Source organism: Polyangium mundeleinium (assembly GCF_028369105.1).
Lineage (GTDB): Bacteria > Myxococcota_A > Polyangia > Polyangiales > Polyangiaceae > Polyangium > Polyangium mundeleinium.
The window spans coordinates 2,968,020-2,991,014 of the sequence record NZ_JAQNDO010000001.1 but is presented as its reverse complement, the minus strand read 5'-3'; the positions used below and the strand labels follow the sequence as shown (position 1 = coordinate 2,991,014).

Below are 22,995 nucleotides of genomic sequence, written 5' to 3'. Positions count from 1 at the left end.
AGCATCCGCGGCCCGTGCGCGATCTCTGGAGGATCCTCCGCGTCGTCCGGCGCTCCTTGCGCGGGGGCCCGCTCGTCGGCTTCGTTTTCGCGGCGGGCCTCGCGTCGCTCGCGGGCGTGATGGCGGGCGTCCTGCCGGGCCTCGTGGGGGTCGCGATCGGCGCGATCCAGGGGCGACCCGCGTCGCCGAGCCCCGGCCTCGCGGGCCTGTTCGCGCGCTTCGTGTCGGGGCAGAGCCCGTGGCTCGTCATCGCGGCGACGCTCGTGGCCGTGACGATCAGCGTCAGCGTCACGATGGCGCAGAGCCGCGCCGGATCGGAGCTCTCGGCCGAGCTCACGGCGGCGCTCCGCGTGGAGCTCGTGCGCGCCGCGCTCTGGGCCTCGCCGCGCGCGGTGGACGCAGCCGGCGCGCGCGCCCTCGCGCCGAAAGGTGGGCCGCCCGCGCCGCCCGGCGTGAAGGCGCCTGCCGTGCGCGGCTTCGAGGCGGTGAAGCTCGTCATTGCGCGCGACGCGGCGGCCGTATCGGATTTTGCCGTCGCTGTCATCACGGGCTTGCCGCAGGCGATCGTCACGCTCCTGGTCCTCGCGTTCGAGCTCGCGACGGGCGGCGCGTGGCCCGTCCTCGTGGGCACGGCGCTGCTCTTCGTGCTCTCGCGGCTGCTCTCCGATCGCGCCTCGCGCCGCGTGGGCGAGCGGATGCAGGCGATGCAGCGCTCGGACACGGCGGTCTTCGGCGCGCTCGGCGAGATGCTCGCGGGCACCGAAGAGCTGCGCCTGCTCGGCGCGCGGCAAACGGCGCTCACCGAGGTCACGGACGCGGCCCACCGCGCGGCCGACGCGCGCCGGAGCTTTGCCGCGGCGCTCGCGGCGTCGGGGCAGATCAAGAGCGTCCTCGTGGCGATGTCGCCGCTCGTCATCCTCGTCGCGCTCCGCCTCTCGGGTCGGAGCTACGAGGCCGGCGACGTGGCAAAACTCCTGCTCGTCACGCCGCTCCTGCTCGCCCGCTTCGAGGCGCTCGACGGCCTCCGCGCGGGCCTGCTCGAACGCGCGCCGCTGCTCGCCTCGCTCCGCGATCTGCTCTCCTTGCCGCCACACCCGCCCGAGCCCGAGAGCCCGCTCCCGCTCGCGGCGATCACGAACGACGAGGTCGTCCTCGATCACGTCGGCTACCGGCCCGAGGGCGCCCAGGAGGACGTCCTCCACGACGTCTCGCTCCGGATCCCCGCGGGCGCGGTGGTGGCCATTTGCGGCGCATCGGGCTCGGGCAAGTCCACGCTCGTCCGCCTGCTCTTGCGGCTCGACGATCCGACGCGCGGCAAGATCGAGGTCGGCGGCGTCGACCTCACGCGCCTCTCGCCGCGCGACCTTTCGCGCCTCTTCGCGGTGCTCGGCCAGGCGTCGGTGCTCTTCGAGCGCAGCGTCGCGCAGAACCTCGCGCTTGGCCTCGCCGATCCGCCGGACGAAGCGGCCATGCGGCGCATCCTCGCGCGCGTGCGGCTCGACGACCTGGCCGAGGACAAAGGCGGCCGGGGGCTCGAGGCGGTCGTCCGCAAGGTGCCGCCGAACTTCTCGGGCGGGGAGCAACGGCGGATCATGCTGGCGCGTATGCTCCTCCGCGACGCCCGCCTGCTCGTCCTCGACGAGCCGGAAGCGGGGCTGCCGGGGGCCACGGCGGAGGAGCTCCTCCGCAGCGTGGTCGAGCTCTCGGCCGGACGGACGACGATTCTCGTCACGCATGCGCCGCACCTCGTGAAATCGACGTTCCATGTGGTGCTCGACAAGGGCCGTATTGCGGCAATGGGCACGCACGAGGAGCTCGTGCAGACCTCGGAGGCCTATCGGGCGCTGCTTTCGGAGGGGCAACGAAAACAAGCGGCGCCGCCGGGCCCCGCCGCCGGTCCGATGCCGGGCCCGCCCCCTCGCCCGCCGCATTGACGCGAGTCTTTGTGGCGTGGTCCGCTTGGGTATGCGTGCTTTCTCTCCGCGTGTACGAACCCTCGTCTCCGGCGGGCTCCTCGCTTGCGCGACGACGGCGCTCGTGCCGCTCGGCTGCGGGGCCACGGTCCGACAACTGGCGCAGCAGGACGACCGCCCGCGCGTCCCCGTCGCCACCGCGGAGCGCCTGCGCGAATGCGTGGATGAGTTCGGTGGTGACCTTTCGGGGGGATACTACACGTTCGACGTCGCGGTGAAGGTCGACGAAGACGGCCGCGTGATCGATGTGGCGTCGAAGGGCGTGGCCCACGCCGATCTCACGGGCTGCATGCGGCTCGCGCTGCGAGGCATGACCATCCCGGAGGATTTGCTCAGGATGCGCAAGCTGCGCCTGTCCGCGTCGCCCGCTCCTGCGAACGGGCAGACACCGGCCGAGCGCGGGCTCGTCGGCAACCCTGCGCTCGTGGTCGTGGCGATCGCCCTCGCCGACCTCATCATCGAGGCGGCCCCCATCGTCGTCGTGATCGCCGCGTCGGTGGAGATTGGCAAGTCGGAGATTGCGGAGGCGGGTCGAAGGAAGAAAGAGACTTGTAGTGACCAGCTGGGCGCTTGCCTGGAGAAGCATCCGTGGAACGGACCGGGGGAACATCGGGGGGCGAGCTTGTGCCACGCGTGCTGGAAGAAGTGTTCGAACGGCAAATGGCCCGACATGATCCCGCTCGGCGACGAACTCGTATCGTGCAAGTATCCAAAGTAATCACACAAACGGCAGTCGTAGGACGAACATGACCACGAAAGAAGAAGAGAGCGACGAGCTCAGCAAGGAGTTCGTCGTGGCCAATGTCAGGCTCCTGGTCGAATCGCTGGAGCGGACCCGTACCTTCGCTGAGGCCGTCAACGACCACCGTCGGCTCGAGGCCGAGTTCGTGGCGCGCGCACCCGACAATGAATTCCATGTGCTCGAGACGAGACGGGGCATCGCCGAAACCATCCTCTCGCTCGCATACGAAAAGCACCCGCCCTTCGAGGCCTGCCGTGCAGCCTGGAACGAGGCGGTTCGCCTTGGCTTCAAAGACCTCGCTGCGAGGTGCGATGCGAGCAGGTTTTACGCGGATTGCTGCCGGTATGACGAGAAAACCGAAGAGGGGCTGGCCGTGCTCGAACCCCTCCTCGCCGAGCTCGAGCGCGGGTTCGAGGAAGCCAAGGCAGCGCAGACGTTCACGGGCCTTTACGAGCAGGAGCTGGCGAACCTGGGCGACCTCCAGGGCGCGCTTCTGGCGCAGCAGAGGGGAGAGCCCAACCCAGAGCGAAGCACCCGGCGGCTCGACGAGGCGCACCCTCCCACCCCGGAAGAGGAGAGGAACGATGCGCTCTGGGACGAGTTTTCCGAAGCGTGCCTCGCCGTTTACAAAACCTTCGCGAGGACACGGGAGCGGAGCTTCGCCGACGTCGCTGCCGATTACAAGCGGGTCGAGGCGGAGTTCACGGCCCGCGCCGGCGAAGACGAAGCCACCCAGGACCTCGTGCTCAGCGTGAAGGAACGCATCGCCGACGATCTGCTCAGGGCAGCAACCATGCTCGAACAACCCTTCGAGGTCTGCCGCGAGGCCTGGAACGAGGTGGTTCGCCTGGGCTTCCCGGAGCTCTGGGAACAATGCTGGATGGCACGTAGGTACGTGGAAGCCTGCTTGCGCAACCACAAGCCCGAGGAGGGCCTCGCCGTGCTCGAACCCCTCGTCGCGGAGCTCGAGCGTGGGCTCGACGCGGAGCTAAAGCGCCGGAGCGAGGCACAGGCGAAAGGCGAGGTTCCCATGCAGGCAGGCCTGACCCCGACGTATTACCAATCCATGCTCCGTTCTCTGCGCGAGCTCCGGGACAAGCTCGAAGCGCAACGAAGCGGCCCGTGAGCACACCCTGCGCAGGCCCTCCCTCCACCGGCCACCGTCATCCTCTTGACACCTTCCCCCATTCCCCCGTAGCCTGCCTTCCCGATCGAAGAAGGAGACCCCATTCCCATGCGCCCCCCCGACGAAGACGCCGCGTTCAACCACAATGTCCATTACGGCCGTTACGTCTCGCGGCGCCTCCGCCGGGCCCTGCGGGCCGGACTCGCGGCCGACGTCGAGGCGGCGACGCTCCTCGTCCTCCAGCACGGTCGTGAATGGGAAGATTCGAAGGGCCCCGTGCAGGACGCGCGCGCCGATCGCGACGCGGCCGACGACGAGCTCGATACCATCGCGCAAGACGCGCGCGCGCGCCTCGCCGGGCGGAGCGCCGACGCCGTCAAGAAGGCGCCGTATACGCTCATCTTCCCCGAAGGCATCGGATACTACACTGCCGCCCCCCTCGACGAGGAAAAGAAGCGATACGACGAGCTCCAGAAGCGGTTGAGCGAGCATCTCCCCGCGAATGACGAGGTCCGAAACGACGCCGTCCCGAAGATCACCGCCGGCCTCGCCGCCTTCGAAGCCGCCGAGAAAGCCCTCGCCGCGTCCCTGACCGCGGAGTCGCTCGCCTCGACCCGGCTCGACGCCGCCGAGGACGCCTTTCGGCGGCTCATGACCAAGGTGTATGGTCTGCTCGTCAGCGAGCTCGGAAAATCCGCCGCAGAGAAGTTCTTCCCCAGGCCGAGCGGCGCGAGGCGGAAGAAGGGCGGCGGCTCGGAAGGCTGAAGAACGAGCGTCCGGACGCGTCGGGATCGCGCGCAAGAGCTCCCAAGGACGCGCCGGACACGTCGGGAGGGCGCGCGAGAGCTCCCAAGGACGATCCGGACGCGTCAGGATGGCGCGCGAGAGCTCCGGCGGGCGAACCGGACACGTCGAAATCGGGCGGGGGACCTCTGGAGATGCGTCCCCCCGATTCCGAAGATACCGCCCTGCCTCGGCATGCCTCCTGTACCCACCGGTGCTACGCCCCGCGTCCCCCGGACGATCGGGGCGAGGAGGCAATCCCATGAAGCAAGCGTTCGTCCGGAAAATGCGGGGATTTCCCGGAATCCTCGGGACGGCTTTTCTGGTCCTGTTTCTTTTGATCCCCGCGGGCTCGGCGCTCGCCCTGCCGCGCGTGGGCCAGCCGGTGCGGCGGGTGGTCGTCGAGGATCCGGACGGGCGCGTCATGGACCTCGGGTTTCCCCGGCCGAAGCCGACGCTCATCCTTTACGAGGATCGCAAGTCGGCGGCGCAAAACCGGGCTTTGAAGGACGAGCTCAACAAGCTCGCGGACACGAAAGCCGAGGCCAAACAGATCCAGTTCGTGGCCATTGCCGATACGAGTGATTATCGCGCCTGGCCGCTGCGCGGCTTCGCCGAGCGCTCTGTGCGCAAAAAGGCCGTGGAGGTCGGGCAGACCATCTATTGCGACTGGGATGGCGCATTCCGGAAGACGTACGGCCTGCGGCGCGGCGTGAGCAGCGTGGTGCTCGTGGGCAAGGACGGGCGGATCGAATACGCGGCGGACGGCAAGCTCGACGCCCCGGCGCGGAGCAAGCTGTTTGCGCTCCTCCGGGCGCAGGTCCGCTGAGGCTTGCAGCGCATCCGCGGCCGTGGGATCAACCTTCTCCCATGAGAACGGCGCCTCCCTCCTGCCTGCCTCGCCGCACCTGGCTCCTCCTCTCGCTCGGCCTCCTCGCGAGCGCCGCGGGCTGCAAGGGCTCTGCCGAGGGCGGGGGCGCGGGCGCCGGCAAGGTCAAGCTCACGCTGAACTGGGTGGCCGAGCCCGAGTTCGGAGGGTTTTACGCGGCGCGTGACGGAGGCGCGTTCAAGCGCGCCGGGCTCGACGTCGAAATCATGCCCGGCGGCGCGGGCGTGCCCGTCCTGCAGATGGTCGCGAACGGGCAGAGCGATTTCGGCGTCGTCGGCGGGGACGAGGTCGTCATCGCCCGCGCGCGTGGCGCCGACGTCGTCCCGATCTTCGCGACGTACCAGACCTTCCCGCAGGCCATCATGGTCCACGCCTCGCGCGAGGCAAAGACCATGGCCGACGTCTTCGCGGGCGGCACCCTCGCGATCGAGCCGGGCACCGCGTATGCCGCGTACCTCAAGAAGAAATACGGTTTCGATAAGGTGAAGGTCGTGCCCTACGACGGCGGCATCGCCCGGTTCGTCGTGGACAAGGAGTACGCCCAGCAATGCTTCATCACGTCGGAGCCGATCGCGGCGCGAAAGAAGGGCGCGGAGCCGAAGGTCTTTCTCGTCGCCGACGAAGGGTATGACCCGTACGCCACGGTCATCATCACGCGAAAGGCGTTCTGGAAAGAGAACCCGGAGCGCGTCCGCGCATTCGTGCGCGCCGCGCGGGAAGGCTGGCGCGCCTACCTCGACGACCCGGCCCCCGCGAATGCGGTGATGCAAAAGCTCAACACCACGATGGACGCCGAGACGTTCACCGCCGTCGCCGCGGCGCAGAAGACGCTCGTCGAGAATGCGCAGACGAAAAAGCTCGGCATGATGACGCGCGAGCGCTGGGATACGCTCAGCAAGCAGCTCCTCGAGCTCGGCATCATCGACAAGGTGCCGCCGCTCGACGACTACCTCGTCGCAATCGACGAGTGATCCTGCTCCCTGGTCGATGCGCACCGCGTCGTAGACCAAGCACGTGCGCTGGATTGCCGGTGCATGGTGGAATCCGGCAAACCGGATCCCGGAAATGACACGTCGTCCGGACTTGGTCGTCTTCTCGACCTCTGGTAAGCTCGTGTCCAGGGTTATGGGGGTGGGCAGGAGCGGGGGTCGCGATGCCCGAATTGTCTGCGCAGGAGTTCTTTCGAGCCGGCGAGATTCCCGAGGGCGCCGTCCTCTCTGGCAAGGAGCTGGAGGCGGCGTTCTGGCAGATCAAAAAAATGCAGCGGGAGTCGCAGCAGCAGCAAGCGTTCTGGAAATCGGTGAACGACTCGCTCTCGGACGCGTACCAGAAGCTCGCGTCGTTCCAGAAGGAGCTCGCGTCGTCCCGGGAAGCGCTGCGGCAGGCCAACGAACGGCTCGAAGAAAAGGTGCGGGAGCGGACGCTGGAGCTCACCGACAAGCTCGAGAAGATCGAGGAGCAGCAGCGGACCATCCGCGCGCTCTTCACGCCCGTCATCCAGGTATGGGACCGGATCCTCGTCTTGCCCATCGTGGGCGAGCTCGACGCGCGCCGGGCCTCTGAAATGATGGGCGGCCTGCTCGAAGCGGTCGTGGACACGCAGAGCACGTTCGTCGTGCTCGACCTGACCGGCGTCGACGACGTGGACGCCGAGACCGCCGACCACCTCGTCAAAATGAGCCGCGCCGCCGGCCTGCTCGGCACCACCTGCCTGCTCTCGGGGCTCTCGCCGCGCGTCGCTGCCGCGCTCGTCGCGCTCGACGTCGCGCTCGGCGAGCTCCTCTCGTTCGGAAAGCTCCAGGCCGCATTGCAATTCGCGCTCCGGCGCCTTGACAAACCCACCGGCCGCAGCGTCTAGCACGCGAAGGGAGGCCGCCGCCATGTCCGACATCCTGCTCGTCGAGGACAATGAAATGAACCGGGAGATGCTCTCGCGCCGCCTCGTGCGCCGGGGGTTTTCCGTGCGGCTCGCGGAGGACGGGGGCACAAGCCTACGCAGGGTCGCCGAAGCGCTGCCGGACCTGATCCTGATGGATATGACCTTGCCGGACATCGACGGCCTGGAGGTCATCCGCAAGCTCAAGGAGGACGCGCGGACGCGCGACGTGCCGATCGTCGTGCTCACCGCGCGCGCAATGCCCGAGGACCGCGCGCGCGCCTTCGCGGCCGGCGCGGACGAGTACGACGTCAAACCCGTGGATATCGACCGCCTGCTCGAAAAAATGCGGACGCTGCTGGCGAGGAGGGCCTCATGAGCCCATCCCATCGCCCCGACACCATGCCCCCGAGCCGCCCCCCGCCCGGCGAGGAGGAGCTGCGGCGCCTCGTCGCGCATTTGCGCCACGAATTGCGAACCTCGCTCACGGCCGTGATCGGATACAGCGAGGACCTCCTGGAGACGCTGGAGGGCCCCGAGGCGCTCCGAACCGAGCTCGAGGCCTTGCGCGGCGCCGGCGCGGCCGTCCTCGCGCTCGTGAACGAGCGCCTCGGCGCGGAGGCATTGCGGGCGCTCTCGACGTCGACCTTGCCGCGCCTCGTGCGCGCGCTCGGCGACGCCTGCGCGGAGCCTGCCTCGGCCATCGCGCCCCTCTGCGTGCGCCTCGTCGCCGCGGCCGAGGGCGCCGGGCAATACGCCCTCATCCCCACGCTCTGCCGCATTCAGGCGGCGGGCGTGATGCTGAACGATCTCCTCGCCGGATACGCGCTCGAGCTCTTGCCGCACGCGCCCCCCCTTGGCGGCATGCCGAAGGCCGCGGATCCGACGAACGAGGCGCGCCTCGCCGAGGCGCCGTCCGCCGAGCGGGGCCACATCCTGCTCGTCGACGACAATTCGGTCACGCGGGACGTGTTGCGCCAATGGCTCGTCCGACAGGGGCACGACGTCGAGGAGGCGAGCGGCGGCGACGCGGCGCTCGAGCTCCTCCGGGCGCGCGCATTTGATCTCGTCCTGCTCGACCTCGTCATGCCGGATCGGAGCGGCATCGAGGTGCTCGACGTCCTCCGGGCGGAGGACCTGCTCGGGCGCGCGCCGATCATCGTGCTCTCCGCGCTCGACGAGTTCGACGGCGTGGTCTCCGCGCTCGAACGCGGCGCCGACGATTACGTGACGAAGCCCTTCCACAGGGTGCTGCTCCGGGCGCGCATCCGCATGGCCCTCGAACTCCGGCGGCACCGCGAGCGCGAGCGCGCCTACCAGGGAATGCTGGCGGAGCTCCGTCACGCGCGCTGACAAGCCCCCTTTCGGAACAACCATGCAGCTCGTCAGGCAGATCGTCCGGGAGCGGCGCGCGTACAACGGCTGGGTCGCCAACGAAACGATGGAGGATTACTCGCTGCGTTATGCGCCGAGGTCCTTCCGCAAATGGTCCCCGCTCCTGCTCGCCAACACCGCGCTCGGGGGCATCTCGTTCCTCGCGCTGGAGGCGATCGGCGGCTCGCTCGTCGTCCATTACGGCTTCCAGAACTCGTTTTGGGCCATCGTCGTCTGCAGCGCGATCATCTTCCTGACCGGCGTGCCGATCACGTATTACGCCGCGAAATACAACCTCGACATGGACCTCCTGACCCGCGGCGCCGGGTTCGGGTACATCGGCTCGACGGTCACCTCGCTCATCTACGCCTCGTTCACGTTCATCTTTTTCGCGCTGGAGGCCTCGATCATGGCCCAGGCGCTGGAGCTCTGGCTGGGCCTGCCGCTCGCCGCCGGTTACCTCGTCAGCTCGCTCTGCATCATCCCGCTCGTCCTCTTCGGCGTTACGCTGATCAATCGATTCCAGCTCTGGACCCAGCCCCTCTGGCTGGTCCTCATGATCCTGCCGTTCGTCTACGTCTTCCGGAAGGACCCTTCCGCGCTCGCCGGCTGGACGAGCTTCGGCGGAACATCCCCGAGCGGCCGCCATTTCGACCCGATCCTGTTCGGGCTCGCCGCGAACGTGTCCTTTTCGCTCATCGTCCAGATCGGCGAGCAGGTCGATTACCTCCGGTTCATGCCGGACAAGACGAAATCGAACCGCAAGCTCTGGTGGTTCGCGCTGCTCGCCGCGGGCCCAGGCTGGATCGTGCTCGGAGGCGCCAAGCAGCTCGCCGGGGCATTCCTCGCCACCCTCGCGATGCGGCACGGCGCGACCGTGGAGAAGGCGCTCCAGCCGATCTGGATGTACGTGGCCGGCTACGAGTACGTCTTTTCGAATCGGAACTTGATGATCGGGGTGGGCATCCTGTTCGTGCTCGTCTCGCAGCTCAAGATCAACGTGACGAACGCCTACGCGGGCTCGCTCGCGTGGTCGAACTTCTTCTCGCGCCTCTCGCACAGCCACCCCGGCCGCGTGGTGTGGCTCGTGTTCAACGTGGCGATCGCGCTGCTCCTCATGATGTTCGGAGTGTTCCACACCCTGGACAAGGTGCTCGCGTTGTATTCGAACGTGGCCATCGCCTGGATCGGGGCGATCGTCGCCGATCTCGTGGTGAACAAACCGATCGGTTTGTCGCCGAAGTACATCGAGTTCAAGCGGGCGCACCTCTACAACGTGAACCCGGTCGGGTTCGGGTCGATGGCCGCGGGCTCGGTCGTGTCGATGCTCTGTTATGCCGGCTTTTTCGGTCCGGCGCCGAAGGCGTATTCGTCGTTCATCGCCCTCGGCCTCGCGTTCGTGCTCTCCCCGCTCATCGCCGTGGCGACGAAGGGCAAGTATTACATCGCCCGCACGAACGACCATTTCTCGAACGACAAGGCCCACGGCAGCGAGCCGTGTTGCCTCTGCGAGCATTCGTACGAGCCGCAGGACATGGCCCATTGCCCCGTCTACCAGGGCTCGATCTGCTCGCTCTGCTGCACGCTCGACGGGCGCTGCCACGACGCCTGCAAATCGCAGCCCGAGAGCCGCCAGCGTATCGCGACCTTCCTCGAAGGAAAACTCGCGCCGCGCCTCGCCTCGCGCCTCCTGCGCTTCGCCGCCGTCTATACGGGCATGGCCTTCGCGGTGGCGCTCGTGTTTTTCCTCTTCCACCAGGCCTCGGGCGTGACGGGCGAGAGCCGCGCCGCGCTCGGCCGGACGTTCACCGAGCTTTATGCGGCCGTCGTGGTCCTCATCGGGATCGGCGCGTGGTGGCTCGTGCTCTCGTGGGAGAGCCGCGAGCTCGTCGAGGAGGAGCTCGACCGGCAAAACGTCGAGCTCGAACAGGAGGTGAAGGAGCACAAAAAGACGGAGAGCGCGCTCCGGCAAGCGCGCGCCGAGGCCGAGACCTCGGCCCACGCCGCGGAGGCGGCGAACCAGGCGAAGAGCCAGTTCCTCGCGAATATGAGCCACGAGCTGCGCACGCCGCTCAACGCGATCATCGGCTACAGCGAAATGCTGGAGGAGGAGGCCGACGAGGGCGGATACGAGGCCATCGTACCGGACCTCGGCAAGATCCGGCAGGCGGGCAAGCAGCTCTTGCTGCTCGTCGACGATGTGCTCGATCTGTCGAAGATCGAGGCGAACCGGATGGCGCTCGATCCCACGCCGTTCGACCTCGCCGCGCTGCTCGAAGAGGTGCGCGGGACGGTGCAACCGATGGTGGATCGCAATGGGAACGAGCTCTACGTCGAGGGCGCGGACGGGCCGCTCGAAATGGTGGCGGACAGGAAACGCGTGATGCAGACGTTGAACAACCTGCTCAGCAACGCGGCCAAGTTCACGAAGGGCGGGCGGATCCACCTGCGCGCGTCGCTGCACGAGGCGGAAGGCCGGCCTTGCGTGAGGCTCGCCGTGCGGGACGAGGGGATCGGGATGTCGCCCGAGCAGCAGCGCCGGCTGTTCCAGCCCTTCACGCAGGCCGACCTCTCGACGAGCCGCAAATACGGGGGGACCGGGCTCGGCCTCTCCATCACGAAGCGGCTCGTGGAGATGATGGCCGGGACGATCGAAATGGAAAGCGAGCTCGGGAAAGGAACGACCTTCACGGTGACCTTGCCGCGCACGCCGGCGCCGCCCGACGGCGAGGGGCTTTAATCGCGCGTGAACACCTCCGTGTGCTCGAGCCGGAGGTCACAGCCATTCGAGTGCATGGGCGCCCGTGTGTCGGCGAAGATCTGGCTGCGCCGCACGACGACGCGTGTGCCCGGGCCCTCGCAGCGCACGCCGGAGCTGTGCGAATAGCGGCCGAGCTCGAGCCCATCGAGCACGACACGCGCGCCGCCGCGCACGCTGAGCCCGCCCACGTCCTCCTCGGTGACCTGGGCGATCCCGCCCTCGCCAGCCGGACCATACACGGCGAACACCTCGCCGCCGCTCACGTGAAACGGCAAATAAAAGCCCGGGGCGACGCGGATCACCGTTTTGCCGTTGCCCAGCGCCGGAATGGCGTCCCGGATCTGGCAGAAGGGATCGTGCCTCACACCCGTGGCGTTATCACATTCTTCGTAATGCGTGACCACCTCGCGGCCCACATAAAGGACCTCTTTTTCGGGGATGCACCGGCCGCCCTGGTAAAGGTCGCACACGTTGCTCGCGCAGTGTGCGTGACGATTGCACGCCGCGCAGACTCCCTGGACGCAGCCGAGCCCGCCGGCGCAATCGGAGCCGTCCTCGCAGCGTCGCGCGATCGCGGACACATCCTCGGCGATGGATTCGGTTTCGTCCGCGAGGAATTCGGGATCGGGGCCCGCGCAGGCGGGGAGAAGGGGAAAAACGAGGAGGTATTGCAGGGTGTTTCGAGGAGACATCGGGGGGGGCGGCTGGCAAGGTCCGCGCCGCGCCCCCTTCTCCTTCAGCCCTCGGACTTGCCGACGGCCGACTTCCCCCGAACGGCGGCCCAGTAAAGCGCGCCCGCGATCGCGCCGAACGCGAGCACGCCCGAGATGTTCGAGGCCGAAAAACGCGTGAACACGGTGGAGAGGTCGAACTTGTGTTCCATCCCAAGCCCCGCGACGAGCGCCGCCACGAGGCCCGCGATGGCGCCGCCCGCGATGTATCCCGAGCTGAGCAGCGTGCCCGGGCTGAACTCTTCATCGCTGCCCGCCTGCCCGCGCTTCCGGTCGACGAGCCACCGCACGAGGCCACCGACGAAAATGGGCACGCTCGTCGAGATGGGCAGGTACACGCCGACCGCGAACGGCAGCGCCGCCACGCCGCAGAGCTCCATCACGATCGCCAGCATCACGCCGATGAGCACGAGGCTCCAGGGCAACTTGCGCGTGAGAATGCCGTCGATGATCAGCGCGAACAGGCTCGCCTTGGGGGCGTCGAGCTTCTTCACCTCGCGCAGCTCGTACACGAGCTTCCCGTCCTCGCCGAGATACCGCCCCGCGTGCATCGCCCCGCCTTCGGCCACCTCGTAGACCGTGTACGATTTGCGATCCGGGCCGAGCATCGAACCTTTGCTCGCCGCGTTCGCAGGCACGGCGGTATCGCCTTCGAGCTTCTTCGGCTCGTGCGGCACGCGGCCGCCGATGCCCGGGTCGATCACGAACGCCACCTTCCCCGAGTCTTCGACCAGGTATTTCCCTTGGGGAATGGCCGCGCCCGAGTTCGGCTGGTAGGCGACGCGATAGTCCTTCCCGTCCGGGCCCTTCTCCACCTGCGCCGTGATCGACTCGACCGGAATGGGCGCCTCGTACGTCTCGGCGGCCCGGGTCGTGTAGGACGCATTGAGGAAGAGGAGCGTGTATCCAATGACGAGCGCGCTCGTGACGACCCCGACGAGCAGGCCAATCTGCTGCCGCCGCGGCGTCGCGCCCACGAGATACCCCGTCTTCAGGTCCTGGCTCGTCGCCCCGCCGTTCGAGGCCGCGATGCACACGATCGCCGCCGTCGAGAGCGCCATCGCCCGGTGATCCACGCCCACCCAGCCCATCGCCAGGAAGAGCAGGCACGTGATGAGGAGCGTCGCCACCGTCATGCCCGAGATCGGATTCGACGACGAGCCGATTTCGCCCGTGATCCGCGAGGAGACCGTCACGAACACGAAGCCGAAGAGCATGATCAGGATCGCCGTGGGCAGCGAGATCCCGAGCGTGGGCGCGAGCCATATCGCGAGCAGGAGCGCGACGAGGCCATACACCACGAAGTTGAAAGGCAGGTCCTTCTCCGTGCGCGGCGTCGCCTTCTCGGCCTTGCCCGCGCGGAAGCTCTTGATGCCGCTCCGGAACGCCTTGACGATCGTGGGCAACGCGCGGCCGAGGCTGATGAAGCCGCCCGTCGCCACCGCGCCCGCGCCGATGTAGAGCACGTACCGGCTGCGGATGTCGTTCGGCGACATGTCGCGGATGAGCGTCGTCGCCGGGAAAATCGGGCTATCGATCTTGTCGCCGAAGAACGCGATGAGCGGGATCAGGATGAGATACGCGAGCACGCCGCCCGCCATCGTGGTGCTCGCCGTCTTCGGGCCAATGATGTAGCCGACGCCGAGCATCTCCGGCGTGAGCTCCCCCGCGACGCTCGCGCCCTTCCAGCTCGTGAACCGGTAGGCGGGGTTCATGTTGAAGAGCTTCAGCGGGTCGCCGAGGAGCTTGTACAAAAAGCCGAGCCCGAAGCCCGCGAACACGGTCTTCGCGTTCGTGCCGCCCGTCTCGCCCACGATGAGCACGTCGGCGCAGGCCGTGCCCTCGGGGTATTTCAGTTTTCCGTGCTCCTCCACGATGAGCCCGTGCCGGAGCGGGATCATCATCAACACGCCGAGCAGGCCGCCGAGCACCGAGAGCAAAAGCACCCGGCCCGCCGCGAGGTCGTAGCCCATGAGCAAGAGCGAGGGCAGCGTGAATGCCACGCCCGCCGCGATCGACTCGCCCGCGGAGCCCGTCGTCTGGACGATGTTGTTCTCCAGGATCGTCGCGCGCCCGAAGAAGCGGAAGATCGTGATTGACATGACGGCGATCGGAATGGACGCCGAGACGGTCAAGCCGACCTTGAGCGCGAGGTACACCGAAGACGCGGCGAAGACGATGCCGAGCAACGCGCCGAGCGCCACGGCGCGCACGGTGAGCTCACGTGGGCTCTCGCGTGCGGGTACGTACGGCTCGTGGGGCGCGTGCGAGGCCGAAGGCTCGGGGGCGGCGGCCTCGACTTCGGGGACCGGGGAGGGCGCGGACGCGGACATTGCGGCACCCTATCACAGAACCAGCGCGCCGATGTCTCGGCCTAACGCAAAGAAAGGTCCTCCTCCTGCAAGATGGCATTGATGCGGACGGCGGCGGCTGCCCCTTCGGCCTGCGCCACGCTGACGAGCTGGACCCGGGGCGAAGCGTCGCCCACGACGAAGACGCCCTCGGATTCCGTGCTCCCGTGGAACTCCGCCTCCGTCGTGCCGTCGCCGTTGATCTTGCAGCCGAGCTTCGTGGGCAGGTCCGAGCGCGGCACTTCGCCCGTCTTCAGGAAGATCGCCCGCCGCGGCACGACCTCGCCGTCGGAAAGCACGACCCGCGCGAGCGCCTCGCCGTCGCCTTCGAGCCGCTGGATGGGCGCCTCCCGCAATCCGATTCGATGTTTTTCGAAGAGGCGCCTGTCGTCGTCGGTGAGCGCGGCCGGGCCGTGCGTGAAGACAAGGATGTCGTCGCTCCAGCGGAGGAGCGACAATGCCGCGCGCCTCGCGCGGCGGGCAGGGCCGAGGACGCCGATCGGCTGGTCCCGGCACTCCCACCCGTCGCAAATCGGGCAATGGTACACGCCGCGCCCATAATACGTGAGGATGCCCTCGATGGCCGGGATGACGTCGAGCATCCCCGTCGCGAGCACCACCTTGCGCGCCTCGACCCGGCCTCCGTCCGCGAGCTCGGCCTCGAATCCATGCTCGCATCGCCGGACGTCGCAGACCTCGACGTCGCGAATCGTGACGCCGTACCGCCGCGCCTCCTCGCGCCCCCGCCGCAAGAGCTCCGCCGGGGGCAAACCATCGTGCCCGAGCAGGCCGTGAATGCCCCGCGCAGGCGCATTGCGAGGGGTGCCCGCGTCGCAGACGAGCACTTCGCGGCGGCAGCGCCCGAGAATCAGCGCCGCCCCGAGCCCGGCCGGACCTCCGCCGACGATGAGCACGTCGAAACGTTCCACCCCTCGCCTCCCCTCGTTGAGCCGCCCCGAGGGGAACGTGGCGCCGAGAGCAGCTCGCGGGAAGCCCAGCCAGGCGATCGGATGCAGGATTCAGGATCCGGGATCCTGGTACATCCGTGATCCAGGTGGATAAACGGAGACCCAGGTTTGCGTACGTGCCTGAGGCGTCGAAGCCTCAGGCCACCTTACAGGCGACGGGCGCCGCGGAAGCGCTGCGGGTACGAGCCCGTGCCGTCCGCGCCCGCGTTGAAGATCGACCAGCCGCCGGTGTTGCCCACGGTCGGGCCGTTCGCCGTCGTGCGGCTCGAAATGAAGCGGTAGTTCCCGCCGTTGTCGCGGCCCACGAACATGCCGACGTGGCTGATCGCGCCCACATCCTTGCCGCAGAGCAGGGCCGTGGCGATGGTGTAGTTGCACTGCGTGTCGAAAAAGACGAGGTCTCCAGGCTCGATCGCGGCGAGCTCGGTCGTCGTCGGCGCGCCCTGGAAGGCGGGGGCGCCCGCGGGATGCGTGCGGAAGGGGACGACGATCTTGCCGGGGGCGAACCGGTACATGTCCTCGCTCGAGCGCGGCAGGTGCCCAGGAACCGACTTCAGGGAAAGGGGAAGGCTCACGTCCTCGCCTTCATACGTGAAGTTCGTGCGGCTCCCCCACACGAGGCGCATGTAGCCCGAGCAGTCGAGCGCGCCTTCGAGGCCGAGGTCGGCCAGGATGCTCTTCGCGTCGATCGGATCCCAGTCGATGCCGAGGAAGTCGTGGAAATCGGCGCCGAGCGCGTACCGCGCGTCCTTCGAGCCGCCCTCCACGTAGTCGTACGAGATCGCGATCACGTCCTGCGTTCCCGCGTCGCAGTTCACCCCGCGGGCCGCATTCAGCCACGCCGAGATCTTCGCCTCCGAGGTCTTCTCCACGTCGAAAGGCTCGCTCAGGGTCCGCACCCACGTCGACGTGGTGACCGTGCTCGCCGACGTGGCCGCGCCGAACGTGCGCGAAGCCCCCGCCATCCGCACGGAATACCCGCCGTGCGTGAACCACGCGACCGGCTCGCCGCCCACCGACGCGATCATCGTGTCGCCCGACTTCGCGAACGAGAACGTCGCGACCTTCCCGCAGGGCCCCGCGCTTTGCGGCTCTTCCTCGACCTCCACGACCGGTTCGTCGTCGGGCGTCGTCGGCGTCTCGTCTCCGCCCGTCTCCTCTCCTTCGTCGCCGACCACGACCTTGGTATCTTCGTCGCCGGCGTCGGCGCCGCCTCCCCCGCCGAGGCAGCCGGTGAGGGTCGCGGCGAGCGCGAGGCTGGGGAGGAGCGCGCCTGCAAAAGAGCGAACGGCAGCCAAAATCGTGGCCATGGGGGAACCTCCGAGGGTCGGGGTTACGCGGCGCCGGGGATACCGGGCCTGCCGCCGGGGGAAGCGGCGTGGTTCGGCAACGATAAGCTGCAAGCGGTGTGCCGGCCGAATTTACGACGATCAGAACCGTCGCGCGGCCCGAAGCCAGGTGGGGCCTTCGGGGTCCCGTCCGGACCACGGGAGGGGGCTGTGGCACGGGAGGCACAGTCGATATGAAAAAAAGTCCAGATCGCGCGCCTCCGTATCGCCATTGCCGTTCTTTTCGGGCGGGAAAAGTGCAATGCGAAGCGCGCCGCGCCGAAGGTGCGCCGTCAGAACCGTCGCGCGCCGCGGAACCGCTTCGGGTAGGTCCCGCTGACGCCGGTGGCGTTGTTGAAGACCGACCAGCCACCCGTGTTCGCCACGGTGGGGCCGTTCGCGGTCGAGCGGGAGGAGAGGAAGCGGGCGTTGTTCAAGGTGTCGCGACCGACGTAGATCCCGGTATGGCCGATCGAGGTCCAGTCCGTGCCGCAGGAGGGGGTCGACACGGCGTAATCGCAGCTCGAATCGAAAAATACGATATCACCAACCTCGATCGCCGCGAGCTCCGTGGCCGTGGGGGTCCCGTTGAAGGCCGTGGCGCCCGTGGGCTGGGTGCGGAACGGCACGATGATCTTGCCCGGCCCCGATTGATATTGATCCTTGCTCGACCGGGTGAGCGTGCCCTTGACGTACAGCGACATCGGGATCTTCGCCTCCACGCCGTTGTAAAGAAAATTCGCATGCTGGCCGAAGAGGAGCCGCAGATACCCCGAGCAATCGATCTTGCCCAACTGCGTGGTGTCCGCGGCGATGATGTTCGCGTCGATCGGATCCCAGGCGAGCCCGAGGTAATCGTGGTAGTCCGCGCCGTTCGCGTACCCGGCGTCCTTCGGCGCGCCCTCGATGTATTCGTACCCGACGGCGAGGATGTCCGACATCCCCGTCACGCAATTGACAGCACGCGCTGCGTTGAGCCAGGCGCTGCGGGCCGTGGTCCCCATCGTGGCCGGATCGAAGGGTGTGGTGAGCGTGCGAATCCACATGGTCGTCGTGACCGACGGGACGCCGGTCACCCCGGCGGCAAAGGTCCGTGAGGGGCCGGTCATCCGGACCGTGTACGAACCTTTCGTGAACCATGCGACGGCCGTGGTGTTGATCGAGGCGGTCGTGACGTCCCCCGACGTCGTGTATTTGAACGTGGCCGCCACGGTACACGCCGCGCCCGCCTGGGGCGCCGAGCCGCTGCTGGCTTTTTTCCCTTTGGAATCGTCGGGTTCTTCCTCTTCGATCTCGGCCTCTTTGGCTTCGTGGTCGTCTTCGGGCGGGGCGCTGAGCTGCGTGATATCGAGCGGCTCCTCTGCGTCGAGGAGGCAGCCGGGGAGGCTCGCGGCGAGCGTCAAGCAAGGAAGAAGGGCAACGGAAACACGGAAAATGGCCGGGTTCTTGGGCATGACACACGTCACCTCCGGCACTACGGGGACGTGCACGCCGGGGTCGGGGGCGGCGCCGGACGTCGTTACGCAGTGACCATCTCCAGCGTAACCTGTCCGCCGCCACGGTCCTTCATTTTTGGCGCCGAATCGGACGAAGTCGTAAGTTTGGTGAGAAACATCTCACTTCATGAACGAATTCGAAACGCTCGGCGGATTCTCGTGGTCGCCCCTCGACGCGGGATGGTACCCTGGAGGGTTTTCGTTTCCCTCATTTCAGGGCAAGGAGCCGCCGCGGAAGGGAAAACGGCGCGCCGCGCCCCCGAGCCGTGGTATCGTTACCGGTTTGGGGATCTGTCGTCGAAGAGCGAAAGCTGTCTCTTCGGCCGCTGGAACGTGGTCGGGGCCTCGCGGGTGATGCGCTCCCGGTTCAGGCCGAGGCGCGCGCAATGGGCCTCGAACACCCGCTCGACCATGGCCCACCGGGGCCCGAGCCCCGAGAAGCGCGCCCCGAACGCGCTCTCGTTCATCTTGCCGCCGCGCATCTCCTGGATCGCATTGCGTACTTTTTGCGCCCGCAGCGGATACGCCTCGGCGAGCCGCTCTTCGAAGACGGGCAGGACCTCGGCCGAGAGCCGAAGGGGCTGCAGGAACGCCGTCCCCGCCCCCGCCTCCCGCGCGCGCTCGAGCAGCTCGGCGATGTCCGAATCGTTGAGCCCTGGAATGACCGGCGCAATGGCGATCCCGACCGGGACCCCCGCGTCCGCGAGGGCGCGCATCGCGCCGAAGCGCAGGCTCGTCTTGCTCGCCCAGGGCTCGATCTTGCGCCCGTCCTCGTCCCTCGCGAACGGAATGCTGAGGAACACGTGCGCCCGCGCCCGCCGCGAGAGCTCCGCGAGCAGGCCCGCGTCCCGCGCCACGAGGCGGCTCTTCGTGATGATCGAGACCGGGTTCTGGAAGGCGAGGCAAACGTCGAGACATTGACGCGTGAGCTCGTAGCTCGCTTCGAGCGGCTGATAACAATCGGTGTTTCCCGAGAGGACGACCCCGTCGCCGCGCCAGCTCGGCTTCTCGAAGGCCTCGCGGAGGAGGCGCGGCGCGTTCGTCTTGACCACGATCTTGCGATCGAAATCGGTGCCCGCGCCGAAGCCGAGGTACTGGTGGCTCGGGCGGGCATAACAGTAGGCGCAGGCGTGGATGCAGCCGCGGTAGGGGTTCAGGCTGAAGCGGAAGGGCAGATCCGGGCTCTCGTTCTCGGAGAGGATCGAGCGGGCCTGCTCCTCGAAGACCTGGAGCGTCGCGTTCGGCGGCTCGTCGAGCCACTCGACCTCGGTCTTCGCCCAGGGGTTCGGCGGGTTCTGCACGGGGCGCGGCATGCCGCGCATCCTAGCGCGTAGGCGCCGGTGTGTCTGCTCGGATGTTCAGCCCGTGCGGCTCACGCGTACGCGCGGAGGAACGCGAGGAGCGGCGGGTTCACCTGATCGGCGTGGGTGAGGTTCGACGCGTGCGCGGCGCCCTTCACCGTGACGAAACTCTTGCAGCCCGAGAGTTTGTCCGCGAGGAGGCGGCCGCGCTCGAGCGAAATCGCGAGGTCCGCGTCGCCGTGGAAGACGATCGCCGGCTGCTTGATCTCGCTGAGGCGATCGGTGATGTCCTCGCGCTCGAGCAGGGCGAGCGTGGGGGCCACGAGGTCTTCGATCGAGGCCTTCCGCCACATCGAGACCCAGGGCTCCCAGTGCTCGGGCGCGCCGAGGATGAGGCCGGCGATCCCATGGACGATCGGATCAATCGGGCCCTGCTGCCGCCATGTCTCCAGCATGCTGCGGTTCCCGGCGAGCGTCTCGGCGTCGTCCACGCCGCCCTGCGAGTTGATGAGGACGAGGGCCTTCACGCGATCGGGCCACTTCAACGCGGCGCGCAGCGTGAGAAAGCCGCCCTGGGACATGCCACCGACGACGGCGCGCTCGATGCCGAGGTGATCGAGGAGCCGAATGCAGTCCTCGACCGAGTCCCAGTAGGTGAAGCGATTCCCGTCGCTCTTCGTGCGGCCGAAGCCGCGGGCGTCGAAGCGGATCACGCGGAACTCGGGCGCGAGGACCGCGACCTGCGGATCGAACATCGTCAGATCCATCAAGAAGCCGTGCGCGAGCACGACGGGCGGTCCCTCGCCGCCGGAGTCCTCGTAGAAAATCTTTTGGCCATTCAGATCGACGTGGGGCATGCGAGAAAGGAAACCGAAAGGGGCCTTGCGGTCAAGGTCCCTCTTTCGGAGATAAGGAGCGGGGACAAGAATGAGCCGATCGATCGTGGCCATCACGGGCGCATCGGGGTTCCTCGGCCGGGCGCTCGCCGCGCGCGCGCTCGCCGCGGGCTTCAGGGTTCGCGGGCTGGATCTCGTGCCGAATCGCGAGGGAGGCCCTTCGATCGAGCTCCTCCGCGGGGACGTGTCGGATCCGGCGGCCTGCGCGGCGCTCTGCGCGGGGGCGGAGACCGTCTACCACACGGCCGCGGTCGTGCGGGAGTCGGGCCCGATGACGCTCTTCGAGCGGGTGAACGTGGGCGGAACGGGGGCGATGCTGGTCGCGGCGCGGCGCGCGGGCGTGCGCCATTTCGTGATGATCTCGTCGGTCATGGTGCACGGCTTCGATTTCCCCGACGGCGTGCCCGAGGACGGGCCCCTGGGCGGCTTCGACAACCCTTATTGCGCGACGAAGATCCGGAGCGAGGCGCTCGCGCTCGCGGCGCACGAGCCCGGCGTCTTCGATGTCTACGTGGTGAGGCCCGGCGACGTGTATGGCCCCGGCTCGATCCCCTGGACGGAGCGGCCGACGCGCATGATGGCCGCGCGGTCGTGGATCTACGTCGATAGCAAGGTTTGTCACGTGAACCACGTGTACGTGGACAACCTCCTCGACGCGATCGAGCTCGTGCTCGCCGCGAACAAGGGCGGCCTGCCTTTCACGGTCACGGACGACAGGCGCACGACCGCGCGCGAATTCTTCAGCCATTACCAGCGATTCCTCGGCATCCGCGGGCTCCCCGATCTCCCGGGGCCGCTCGTGCTCCGCGCCGCCGCCACGCTCGATCGCGCGGCCTCCGTGCTGGGGCGGGAGCTCGAAATGAACCGCGAGGCCGTGCGCTACGTGCTTCGGCGCGGGCAATACGGGATCGAGCGGATCAAGGCCCTCGGGTATGCGCCGCGCATCGGGCTCGACGAGGGCATGGCGAGGAGCGTCGCGTGGCTGCGGGAGAAGGGGATGGGGCGGTAAACGCGGGTCAGGTCACGGCCGCCGGCGCGTCCAGCTTGCGTGACTCGGCCCCCTCCTCCGCCAGGGTCTTTTCGCGGCGGGCCAGGAAAAGGGCCACGCCGAGCCAAAGGCCCGCGAGCGGGACCGCGACGAGCGAGATGCCCGAGGACGACAAACCCAGGGTGAGCAACCCCGCGTGCGCCCACGCGCTCGCGGCATCGCCCCCGCGAAAGACCACGGTGTCGATGAAGCTCTTCGCCTTGTATTTCGCCTCCCGGGGGAGGACGGTATAAAGCACCTCGCGCGCCGGGCGCTCGATCGCATATTGCGCCGCGCGGCGGAGTCCCTCGACCACGGCAACGACCGCGAGGGAGGGATAGACGGCGAGCGCCGAGAATCCGAGGCCAGAGAGGACGGGGAGCACGACGAGCGCCGCGGCGAGGCCGAGCCGGGTCATGAGCCGGCCCGTGAGGAACAACGAGAGCGCGGCGGAGAGGACGTTCACGGCCGTGTCGTTCCAGGCGAAAAGAGCCGTATGCGCCGCCGAATCCTGGGCCGCGCGGCGGACGAGATCGGTCTTCTGGAGATAAAGAAAGGTGTTCATCGTCGTCAGGAGCAACATCGCGAGCGCGATGCCCGCGAGGTACGGCGACGCGACGATGAGGCGGACGCCGGCGAAAAGCGAGCCACCGACGGGTTTGTCCGAAGAGGCGCGCGCCTCCGAGGCGTCACGCGCGCCCGCGTAATGCTCGGCGCGCCGCGCGCAGAGGACACACGCTTCGAGCGTCACGGCCGAGAGGACGAGCAACCAGAAGAGGTGCGTTTGCCCGAGCCGCTTGCTCACGGCCGCCGTGACGAGTGGGCCCAGGATCGCGCCCGCGCTGCCGCCCGCGGCGATGATGCCGAAGAGGCGCTTGCCCTGCTCGCTCGTGAAGACGTCGACGAGGAAGCTCCAGAGGACGGAGACGACGAACAGGTTGTAGACGCTGGTCCAGACGAAAAAGACGCGGCCGAGGAGCGGACGCGGGACGCCGAGGGACGCGAGCGCGAAAAAGAGGAGGAGGTTTGCCGCGAAGAAGCGGTGGACGACGGGGACGAGGCGGCGGCGCGAGAGGCGCGTGACGAGGGCGCCATAAAGCGGGACGGCGCAGAGCATCACCCCGAACGTCGCGGAGAAGAGCCACGGCAAGGCCTTCTCGCCGCCCGCGATGCCCATGGCGTCGCGGAGCGGGCGAATGAGGTAATACCCGGAGAGGAGCAGGAAAAAGTAGACGAACGACCACACGACGGCGCCGATCTCCTCGGGGCGCACGGCGACGACGCGCAGGCCCTGGCGCAAGACGAACCCTCGCAACATCGCGCGCATCATGCCCGAACGGCGCGCGGCGGGTACGGGGAATGCCGGTTCTTTT

19 protein-coding genes are annotated in these 22,995 nt (G+C 68.1%); 11 read left to right on the top strand and 8 right to left on the bottom strand.

What is annotated here, in order from left to right; translation table 11 throughout:
- Positions 1-14 precede the first annotated feature (14 nt).
- The 10 genes from POL67_RS53545 (at position 15) to POL67_RS12095 (ending at position 11,503) form a co-directional block, all read left to right on the top strand.
- Positions 15-1,934 (top strand): ATP-binding cassette domain-containing protein, encoded by a 1,920-nt coding sequence (locus POL67_RS53545; RefSeq protein WP_271917436.1) that lies wholly within the window; start codon positions 15-17, stop codon positions 1,932-1,934.
- 31 nt (positions 1,935-1,965) lie between these two features.
- Positions 1,966-2,691 (top strand): hypothetical protein, encoded by a 726-nt coding sequence (locus POL67_RS12135; protein ID WP_271917435.1) that lies wholly within the window; start codon positions 1,966-1,968, stop codon positions 2,689-2,691.
- A 28-nt stretch (positions 2,692-2,719) separates the two neighbouring features.
- Complete coding sequence (locus POL67_RS12130) at positions 2,720-3,841, top strand: hypothetical protein (protein WP_271917434.1); 1,122 nt, start codon at positions 2,720-2,722, stop codon at positions 3,839-3,841.
- Positions 3,842-3,949: 108 nt separating this feature from the next.
- On the top strand, positions 3,950-4,606 hold the full coding sequence (locus tag POL67_RS12125) for a hypothetical protein (RefSeq protein WP_271917433.1): 657 nt from the start codon (positions 3,950-3,952) through the stop codon (positions 4,604-4,606).
- Positions 4,607-4,886: 280 nt separating this feature from the next.
- Positions 4,887-5,453: a YtfJ family protein gene (locus tag POL67_RS12120; RefSeq protein WP_271917432.1), complete on the top strand. Its 567-nt coding sequence runs from the start codon at positions 4,887-4,889 to the stop codon at positions 5,451-5,453.
- Positions 5,454-5,494: 41 nt separating this feature from the next.
- Positions 5,495-6,484: an ABC transporter substrate-binding protein gene (locus POL67_RS12115; RefSeq protein ID WP_271917431.1), complete on the top strand. Its 990-nt coding sequence runs from the start codon at positions 5,495-5,497 to the stop codon at positions 6,482-6,484.
- A 182-nt stretch (positions 6,485-6,666) separates the two neighbouring features.
- Positions 6,667-7,371, top strand: coding sequence for an STAS domain-containing protein (locus POL67_RS12110; protein WP_271917430.1), 705 nt, complete (start codon positions 6,667-6,669; stop codon positions 7,369-7,371).
- Positions 7,372-7,393: 22 nt separating this feature from the next.
- Complete coding sequence (locus POL67_RS12105) at positions 7,394-7,768, top strand: response regulator (protein WP_271917429.1); 375 nt, start codon at positions 7,394-7,396, stop codon at positions 7,766-7,768.
- Positions 7,765-8,742, top strand: a complete 978-nt coding sequence (locus POL67_RS12100) for a response regulator (RefSeq protein ID WP_271917428.1) — start codon at positions 7,765-7,767, stop codon at positions 8,740-8,742. Before POL67_RS12105 ends, POL67_RS12100 begins: the two co-directional genes overlap by 4 nt.
- 22 nt (positions 8,743-8,764) lie before the next feature.
- A complete protein-coding gene (locus POL67_RS12095) occupies positions 8,765-11,503 on the top strand; it encodes an ATP-binding protein (protein WP_271917427.1) in 2,739 nt (912 codons plus the stop codon).
- Here POL67_RS12095 and POL67_RS12090 read toward each other — a convergent pair.
- The 7 genes from POL67_RS12090 to POL67_RS12060 all read right to left on the bottom strand — a co-directional run bounded on the left by POL67_RS12090 (position 11,500) and on the right by POL67_RS12060 (position 20,556).
- Entirely contained in the window at positions 11,500-12,216 is a 717-nt protein-coding gene (locus POL67_RS12090; protein ID WP_271917425.1) for a hypothetical protein, read from the bottom strand. The genes POL67_RS12095 and POL67_RS12090 overlap by 4 nt on opposite strands.
- A 44-nt stretch (positions 12,217-12,260) precedes the next feature.
- Positions 12,261-14,588 (bottom strand): OPT family oligopeptide transporter, encoded by a 2,328-nt coding sequence (locus POL67_RS12085; protein WP_271917424.1) that lies wholly within the window; start codon positions 14,586-14,588, stop codon positions 12,261-12,263.
- A 41-nt stretch (positions 14,589-14,629) separates the two neighbouring features.
- Positions 14,630-15,535, bottom strand: a complete 906-nt coding sequence (locus tag POL67_RS12080) for an NAD(P)/FAD-dependent oxidoreductase (protein WP_271917423.1) — start codon at positions 15,533-15,535, stop codon at positions 14,630-14,632.
- A 185-nt stretch (positions 15,536-15,720) separates the two neighbouring features.
- Positions 15,721-16,884, bottom strand: a complete 1,164-nt coding sequence (locus POL67_RS12075) for an NlpC/P60 family protein (protein WP_271917422.1) — start codon at positions 16,882-16,884, stop codon at positions 15,721-15,723.
- 311 nt (positions 16,885-17,195) lie between these two features.
- On the bottom strand, positions 17,196-18,356 hold the full coding sequence (locus tag POL67_RS12070) for an NlpC/P60 family protein (RefSeq protein WP_271917421.1): 1,161 nt from the start codon (positions 18,354-18,356) through the stop codon (positions 17,196-17,198).
- A gap of 317 nt (positions 18,357-18,673) precedes the next feature.
- Complete coding sequence (locus tag POL67_RS12065; protein WP_271917420.1) at positions 18,674-19,711, bottom strand: PA0069 family radical SAM protein; 1,038 nt, start codon at positions 19,709-19,711, stop codon at positions 18,674-18,676.
- A 59-nt stretch (positions 19,712-19,770) separates the two neighbouring features.
- On the bottom strand, positions 19,771-20,556 hold the full coding sequence (locus tag POL67_RS12060; RefSeq protein ID WP_271917419.1) for an alpha/beta fold hydrolase: 786 nt from the start codon (positions 20,554-20,556) through the stop codon (positions 19,771-19,773).
- Positions 20,557-20,626: 70 nt separating this feature from the next.
- Between POL67_RS12060 and POL67_RS12055 the strand changes: the two genes are divergently transcribed.
- On the top strand, positions 20,627-21,604 hold the full coding sequence (locus POL67_RS12055; RefSeq protein WP_271917418.1) for an NAD-dependent epimerase/dehydratase family protein: 978 nt from the start codon (positions 20,627-20,629) through the stop codon (positions 21,602-21,604).
- Positions 21,605-21,611: 7 nt separating this feature from the next.
- Here POL67_RS12055 and POL67_RS12050 read toward each other — a convergent pair whose 3' ends face one another.
- Positions 21,612-22,940 carry an NTP/NDP exchange transporter gene (locus POL67_RS12050; RefSeq protein WP_271917417.1) on the bottom strand — a complete coding sequence of 443 codons (1,329 nt, stop codon included), beginning with the start codon at positions 22,938-22,940 and terminating at the stop codon, positions 21,612-21,614.
- Positions 22,941-22,995 lie beyond the last annotated feature (55 nt).

Excerpts from the sequence above, each read along its gene's own strand:
- POL67_RS12135 (WP_271917435.1), top strand. The coding sequence starts at position 1,966 with ATGCGTGCTTTCTCTCCGCGTGTACGAACCCTCGTCTCCGGCGGGCTC.
- POL67_RS12130 (WP_271917434.1), top strand. The coding sequence starts at position 2,720 with ATGACCACGAAAGAAGAAGAGAGCGACGAGCTCAGCAAGGAGTTCGTC.
- POL67_RS12125 (WP_271917433.1), top strand. The coding sequence starts at position 3,950 with ATGCGCCCCCCCGACGAAGACGCCGCGTTCAACCACAATGTCCATTAC.
- POL67_RS12120 (WP_271917432.1), top strand. The coding sequence starts at position 4,887 with ATGAAGCAAGCGTTCGTCCGGAAAATGCGGGGATTTCCCGGAATCCTC.
- POL67_RS12115 (WP_271917431.1), top strand. The coding sequence starts at position 5,495 with ATGAGAACGGCGCCTCCCTCCTGCCTGCCTCGCCGCACCTGGCTCCTC.
- POL67_RS12110 (WP_271917430.1), top strand. The coding sequence starts at position 6,667 with ATGCCCGAATTGTCTGCGCAGGAGTTCTTTCGAGCCGGCGAGATTCCC.
- POL67_RS12105 (WP_271917429.1), top strand. The coding sequence starts at position 7,394 with ATGTCCGACATCCTGCTCGTCGAGGACAATGAAATGAACCGGGAGATG.
- POL67_RS12100 (WP_271917428.1), top strand. The coding sequence starts at position 7,765 with ATGAGCCCATCCCATCGCCCCGACACCATGCCCCCGAGCCGCCCCCCG.
- POL67_RS12095 (WP_271917427.1), top strand. The coding sequence starts at position 8,765 with ATGCAGCTCGTCAGGCAGATCGTCCGGGAGCGGCGCGCGTACAACGGC.
- POL67_RS12090 (WP_271917425.1), bottom strand. The coding sequence starts at position 12,216 with ATGTCTCCTCGAAACACCCTGCAATACCTCCTCGTTTTTCCCCTTCTC.
- POL67_RS12085 (WP_271917424.1), bottom strand. The coding sequence starts at position 14,588 with ATGTCCGCGTCCGCGCCCTCCCCGGTCCCCGAAGTCGAGGCCGCCGCC.
- POL67_RS12075 (WP_271917422.1), bottom strand. The coding sequence starts at position 16,884 with ATGGCCACGATTTTGGCTGCCGTTCGCTCTTTTGCAGGCGCGCTCCTC.
- POL67_RS12070 (WP_271917421.1), bottom strand. The coding sequence starts at position 18,356 with ATGCCCAAGAACCCGGCCATTTTCCGTGTTTCCGTTGCCCTTCTTCCT.
- POL67_RS12065 (WP_271917420.1), bottom strand. The coding sequence starts at position 19,711 with ATGCCGCGCCCCGTGCAGAACCCGCCGAACCCCTGGGCGAAGACCGAG.
- POL67_RS12060 (WP_271917419.1), bottom strand. The coding sequence starts at position 20,556 with ATGCCCCACGTCGATCTGAATGGCCAAAAGATTTTCTACGAGGACTCC.
- POL67_RS12055 (WP_271917418.1), top strand. The coding sequence starts at position 20,627 with ATGAGCCGATCGATCGTGGCCATCACGGGCGCATCGGGGTTCCTCGGC.
- POL67_RS12050 (WP_271917417.1), bottom strand. The coding sequence starts at position 22,940 with ATGTTGCGAGGGTTCGTCTTGCGCCAGGGCCTGCGCGTCGTCGCCGTG.